The following is a 4,280-nucleotide window of genomic DNA, read 5'->3' on the forward strand; positions in this document are numbered from 1 at the left end:
CGAGCTGTACTGGCGGGGCGCCGACTGGTGGGGCGCCGGACCCGGGGCGCACAGCCACGTGGGCGGGGTGCGGTGGTGGAACGTGAAGCACCCCGGGGCGTACGCGGCGGCGCTGGCGGCCGGTCGTTCGCCCGGGGCCGGGCGTGAGGTGCTGTCGGAGGAGGACCGGCGGGTCGAGCGGATCCTGCTGGAGCTGCGGCTGCGGGACGGCGTGCCGTTGGCGCTGCTGCGGGAGGAGGGCTTGGCCGCCTCGCGCAGGGCGCTGACGGACGGGCTGCTGGAGGCACGGCCGTACGCGGAGGGGCGGGCGGTGCTCACCCTGCGGGGCAGGCTGCTGGCCGACGGGGTGGTGCGCGATCTCGTGGACTGAGGTGCTCGGCGTCGGCTAAGGCGCCGTCACGAAGTCGATCAGTTCCTCCACCCGGCCCAGCAGCTCCGGCTCCAGGTCCTTGTACGAGTGGACCCCCGACAGGATCCGCTGCCACGCCGCGCCCGTGTTCTCCGGCCAGCCCAGGGCCCGGCACACACCCGTCTTCCAGTCCTGGCCCCTCGGGACGCGGGGCCAGGCCCCGATGCCCAGGGACGACGGTTTCACCGCCTCCCAGATGTCGATGTAGGGGTGCCCCACCACCAGCGCGTGCTCGCTCGTCACCGACTGGGCGATGCGCCACTCCTTCGAGCCCGGTACGAGGTGGTCGACCAGGACGCCGAGGCGGGCGTCGGGGCCGGGGGCGAAGGAGTCGACGATCGAGGGGAGGTCGTCCACGCCCTCCAGGTACTCCACCACCACGCCCTCGATGCGCAGGTCGTCGCCCCACACCTTCTCGACCAGCTCGGCGTCGTGCCGGCCCTCCACGTAGATGCGGCCGGCCCGGGCCACCCGCGCGCGTGCGCCGGGCACCGCCACCGAGCCGGAGGCCGTACGGGCGGGGCGCGCCGGGGCGCCGGACGTCGGGCGGACCAGCGTCACCACCCTGCCCTCCAGCAGGAAGCCGCGCGGCTCCATGGGGAACACGCGGTGCTTGCCGAAGCGGTCCTCCAGCGTCACCGTGCCGGCCTCGCAGCGGATGACCGCCCCGCAGAAGCCGCTGCCGGGCTCCTCGACCACCAGGCCCGGTTCCGCCGGAACCTCGGGGACCGGCTTCGGCTTCTTCCACGGCGGGGTCAGATCGGTCGAGTACTGGCGCATTCGCATGACGATAGGGAAAGCCGCCGGACGGTCACGACGACACGCCGAAACGCGCCGCCAGCGCGTCCCGCTGGGTTCGGACGAACGCCGCGTCCACCACCGCTCCGTGACCGGGCACGTACAACGCGTCCTCGCCGCCCAGCGCGAGCAGCCGGTCCAGCGCGGCCGGCCACCGCGCCGGCACCGCGTCCGGGCCCGCCTGGGGCTCGCCCGACTCCTCGACCAGGTCGCCGCAGAACACCACCTCCGGATCGCCCGGCACCAGCACCGCCAGGTCGTGCGCGGTGTGCCCCGGGCCCACGTTCGCCAGCAGCACCTGGCACCCGCCGCCCAGGTCGAGCGTCCACTCGCCGGAGACCAGGTGGCGCGGCGCGACCAGCCGGTCCGCCGACTCGCCCGCCAGGGTCTCCGCCATACCGTTGCGCACCGCGTCCGCGCGCAGCTCCGCGCGGTCCCGCGCCCGGGTCAGCACCGCGTCCACGCCGACCGCGCCGAACACCTCCGCGTCCTCGAACGCCGCCGCCCCGAAGACATGGTCGAAGTGGGGATGGGTCAGCGCGAGATGCGTCACACGGTGACCGGTGAGCGACCGCGCCTGCGCGCGCACCCGCGCGCCCTCGGCCGGGCTCGACCCGGCGTCGATCACCAGCACCGCGCCCTCGCCGGCGACCAGCCCCGCCGTGCAGTCCCACACCGGCAGCCGGCACCGCCCCACCCCGGCGGCCAGACGCTCCCACCCCGCCTCTTCCCAAGTCACCGTCATGCGGCGACGCTAGCGCCTGTCTGACCATTCCCGTCTGCTGCGCGACGCCATGCACGCACTCTCGCCGCACCGGGGCACGGCGCCGTACGACCAGCCTTGCCGGGGGCGTACCCGACGGCCGTACACTGGGCCGGGGAACATTGGCACTCGCACGCGCAGAGTGCCAGGCCGCGAACGGCGGGCAACCGGCGGACGACTTCTGGAGGTGTGCGCGATGCTCAGTGAACGCAGGCTTCAGGTGCTGCGCGCCATCGTCCAGGACTACGTCGGCACGGAGGAGCCGGTCGGCTCCAAGGCCCTCACCGAGCGGCACAACCTCGGCGTCTCCCCGGCGACCGTCCGCAACGACATGGCGGCCCTGGAGGACGAGGGATACATCGCCCAGCCGCACACCAGCGCCGGGCGCATCCCCACCGACAAGGGCTACCGCCTGTTCGTGGACAAGCTCGCCGGCGTCAAGCCCATGACCGCCCCGGAGCGGCGCGCCATCCAGAACTTCCTGGAGGGCGCCGTCGACCTCGACGACGTCGTGGCGCGCACGGTGCGGCTGCTCGCGCAGCTCACGCGCCAGGTCGCCGTCGTGCAGTACCCGTCGCTGACCCGGTCCACCGTGCGGCACGTGGAGCTGCTCTCCCTGGCGCCCGCGCGGGTCATGCTCGTGCTGATCACGGACACCGGGCGGGTCGAGCAGCGCGTGGTGGACTGCCCGGCGCCCTTCGGCGAGGCCTCGCTCGCGGATCTGCGCGCGCGCCTCAACAGCCGGGTGGCGAACCGCCGTTTCGCGGATGTGCCGAGTCTGGTGGAGGATCTCCCGGAGGCTTTCGAGCACGAGGACCGGGGTACGGTCTCCACGGTGCTCTCCACACTCCTGGAGACGCTCGTCGAGGAGAACGAGGAGCGGCTGATGATCGGCGGCACCGCCAATCTGACCCGCTTCGGTCATGACTTCCCCCTCACGATCCGGCCGGTGCTGGAGGCGCTCGAGGAGCAGGTCGTGCTCCTCAAGCTGCTCGGCGAGGCGAAGGATCCGGGCGTGACCGTCCGTATCGGTCACGAGAACGCCCACGAAGGACTCAACTCCACGTCCGTCGTGTCGGTCGGCTACGGTTCGGGCGGCGAGGCAGTCGCCAAGCTCGGCGTGGTCGGACCGACCCGCATGGACTACCCGGGAACGATGGGAGCGGTACGCGCAGTGGCACGGTACGTCGGACAGATCCTGGCGGAGTCGTAGTGGCCACGGACTACTACGCCGTACTCGGCGTGCGCCGCGACGCGTCGCAGGAAGAGATCAAGAAGGCCTTCCGGCGGCTCGCCCGCGAGCTGCACCCGGACGTCAACCCCGATCCGAAGACCCAGGAGCGGTTCAAGGAGATCAACGCCGCTTACGAGGTGCTGTCGGACCCGCAGAAGAAGCAGGTCTACGACCTCGGCGGCGACCCGCTCTCGCAGTCCGGCGGCGCCGGCGCGGGCGGCTTCGGAGCCGGCGGCTTCGGCAACTTCTCGGACATCATGGACGCCTTCTTCGGCACGGCGTCGCAGCGCGGACCGCGCTCGCGCACCCGCCGCGGCCAGGACGCCATGATCCGTATCGAGGTGGAGCTCGACGAGGCCGCCTTCGGCACGACGAAGGACATCCAGGTCGACACGGCCGTCGTCTGCAACACCTGCAACGGCGAGGGCGCCGCCCCGGGCACGTCCGCGCAGACGTGTGACATGTGCCGCGGCCGCGGTGAGGTCTCGCAGGTGACCCGGTCCTTCCTGGGCCAGGTCATGACGTCCCGTCCCTGCCCCCAGTGCCAGGGCTTCGGCACGGTCGTGCCCACGCCGTGCCCGGAGTGCGCGGGCGACGGCCGCGTCCGGTCCCGCCGCACGCTCACGGTGAAGATCCCGGCCGGTGTCGACAACGGCACGCGCATCCAGCTCGCCGGCGAGGGCGAGGTCGGGCCCGGTGGCGGTCCGGCCGGTGACCTCTACGTCGAGATCCACGAGCTGCCGCACGCGCAGTTCCAGCGCCGCGGCGACGACCTGCACTGCACGGTCACGCTCCCGATGACGGCGGCGGCCCTCGGCACGAAGGTGCCGCTGGAGACGCTGGACGGTCTGGAGGAGGTCGACATCCGCCCGGGCACCCAGTCCGGCCAGTCGATCCCGCTGCACGGCCGGGGCGTCACGCACCTGCGCGGCGGCGGACGCGGCGACCTCATCGTCCACGTCGAGGTCCAGACCCCGACCAAGCTCGACCCCGAGCAGGAGCGCCTGCTCCGCGAACTCTCCAAGCTGCGCGGCGAGGAACGCCCGACCGGCCAGTTCCAGCCGGGCCAGCAGGGG

Annotated in this window: 4 protein-coding genes and 1 pseudogene; 3 read left to right on the forward strand and 2 right to left on the reverse strand. The window is 73.0% G+C overall.

The genetic code is table 11. The annotated features are described in order from the left end of the window. A pseudogene (locus RIN80_RS26345) lies at positions 1 to 370 on the forward strand (coproporphyrinogen III oxidase); the annotation flags it as partial. A gap of 15 nt (positions 371 to 385) precedes the next feature. On the opposite strand, the gene RIN80_RS26350 reads toward RIN80_RS26345, so the two are convergent. Together RIN80_RS26350 and RIN80_RS26355 are read right to left on the reverse strand one after the other, a co-directional pair. Then, the gene (locus tag RIN80_RS26350) at positions 386 to 1,189 is read right to left on the reverse strand and encodes a DUF3097 domain-containing protein (RefSeq protein ID WP_309098145.1); all 804 of its coding nucleotides are present in this window, start codon (positions 1,187 to 1,189) and stop codon (positions 386 to 388) included. Positions 1,190 to 1,220: 31 nt separating this feature from the next. Further along, a complete protein-coding gene (locus RIN80_RS26355) occupies positions 1,221 to 1,952 on the reverse strand; it encodes an MBL fold metallo-hydrolase (protein ID WP_309098146.1) in 732 nt (243 codons plus the stop codon). Positions 1,953 to 2,166: 214 nt separating this feature from the next. On the opposite strand from RIN80_RS26355, the gene hrcA reads away from it, so the two are divergent. Both hrcA and dnaJ read left to right on the forward strand, forming a co-directional pair. Next, entirely contained in the window at positions 2,167 to 3,183 is a 1,017-nt protein-coding gene (gene hrcA / locus RIN80_RS26360) for a heat-inducible transcriptional repressor HrcA (protein WP_031111606.1), read from the forward strand. Next, the coding region (gene dnaJ, locus RIN80_RS26365) for a molecular chaperone DnaJ (RefSeq protein ID WP_309098147.1) at positions 3,183 to 4,280 on the forward strand (1,098 nt) is incomplete at its 3' end. The genes hrcA and dnaJ, both read left to right, overlap by 1 nt.

The organism is Streptomyces sp., from assembly GCF_031181705.1.
GTDB lineage: Bacteria > Actinomycetota > Actinomycetes > Streptomycetales > Streptomycetaceae > Streptomyces.